We start from the raw sequence: 1693 nt of genomic DNA on the forward strand, positions 1-1693 counted from the left end.
GTTCCAGGTCTCGCTCGGCCCGGTGTTCACCAACCTGCTGCTCGCCGACGAGATCAACCGGGCGCCGGCCAAGGTGCAGAGTGCGCTGCTGGAGGTCATGCAGGAGCGGCAGGTGACCATCGGCCGCGAGACGCACCGGGTGCCGGATCCCTTCCTGGTCATGGCCACCCAGAACCCGATCGAGTCCGAGGGCGTCTATCCGCTGCCGGAAGCGCAGGTCGACCGGTTCATGATGAAGGTGGTCATCGGCTATCCGAGCACCACCGAGGAGTTCGTGGTGGTCGAGCGGGCGCTGACGCGGCCCGCGCCGATCCAGCGGATCATCGATCCGGCCAGGTTGGTGGAGCTCCAGCACGAGGCCGACCGGGTGTACGTGGACCCGTCGCTGATCGACTACGCGGTGCAGCTCGCCAACGCCAGCCGCGATCCGGCCCGCGTCGGCCTGACCGACCTGGCCCGCTACGTCACCTTCGGCGCCAGCCCCCGGGCCTCGATCAGCCTGGTGATCGCCGGCCGGGCCCTGGCCTTCCTGCGTGGCCGGGAGTACGTCGTACCCGAGGATCTGACCGACCTGGCGCTGGACGTCCTGCGCCACCGCATCGTCCTGTCCTACGAGGCGCTCTCCGACGAGGTGACCCCCGACCTGATCCTGTCGAAGATCGTGGCGAACGTGGCGGTCCCGGAGCCCGCCGGCCGGGGACGCTGAGCGATGGCAACCGCCTCCGATCGACTGCTGCGGCGCCTGGAGTGGCGTCTCGGCCGTCGCCTCGACGGGCGGCTGCACGGCGCCTACCGCACGCTCTGGCACGGCTCCGGCATCGACTTCACCGACCTGCGGGCCTACACCACCGAGGACGACGTCCGGCACATCGACTGGAACGTCACGGCCCGCCTCGACGAGCCGTTCGTCCGGCAGTACACCGAGGACCGCGAGATGACCGCGTGGCTGGTCGTCGACCGGTCGGCGTCGATGCGCTTCGGCCGGGCGGCCGGCAAGGAGTCGGTGGCCACCGAGCTCGCCGTCGCCCTGGGCCGGCTGGTGGCAAGGGGCGGGAACAGGGTCGGCGCCATCCTCTACGACAACGGGTCGCATCAGGTCGTGCCGCCGCGCGCCGGGCGGGATCAGGTCCTGCGGATCACGCGGGAGCTGTTGCGCACGCCGGCAGCGGGGGTTCCCGGCGCAACGACCGACCTGGCCGCGATGCTCCGGCTGGCGGCGAGCACCACCACGCAGCGACGCAGCCTGGTCTTCGTGATGAGCGACTTCATCGGCGAACAGGACTGGGACCGTCCGCTGGCCCGGCTCACCCACCGCCACGAGGTGGTGGTGATCCGGGTGGTCGACCCGGCCGAGCTGGAGCTGCCCGACCTGGGCCTGATCCTCGTCGAGGACGCCGAGACCGGTGAGCAGCTGCTCGTCGACACCAGTGATCCGCTGCTGCGCGGCCGGCTCGCCGCCCAGGTCGGGGCGCGCGAGGAGGCCCTCGCGGAGGGCATGCGCCGGGCCGGCGTGGACGCGCACCGGATCACCACCGACCAGGATCTGCTCGCCACGCTGGTCGACATGGTGCGCCGGTCCGGGCGGAGGCGGCGGTGACCTTCCTCGAGCCGTACGTCCTGGTCGCCGCCGTGCTGCTGACCGCGGCCGCGATCGCCGGGTACGTCGTGCTGCTCCGCCGCCGGACCGCCGCGA

General features: G+C 71.9%; 2 protein-coding genes. Both read left to right on the forward strand.

Going from position 1 to position 1693, the window contains the following annotated elements:
- Nucleotides 1–706: MoxR family ATPase (locus AB0M20_RS42010; RefSeq protein WP_364306952.1), on the forward strand; the 706-nt coding region annotated here is incomplete at its 5' end.
- 3 nt (nucleotides 707–709) lie between these two features.
- The gene (locus AB0M20_RS42015) at nucleotides 710–1597 is read left to right on the forward strand and encodes a DUF58 domain-containing protein (protein WP_364306954.1); all 888 of its coding nucleotides are present in this window, start codon (nucleotides 710–712) and stop codon (nucleotides 1595–1597) included.
- The last annotated feature ends 96 nt before the right edge of the window (nucleotides 1598–1693 follow it).

The sequence above is a fragment of the Actinoplanes sp. NPDC051633 genome, assembly GCF_040681735.1.
GTDB lineage: Bacteria > Actinomycetota > Actinomycetes > Mycobacteriales > Micromonosporaceae > Actinoplanes.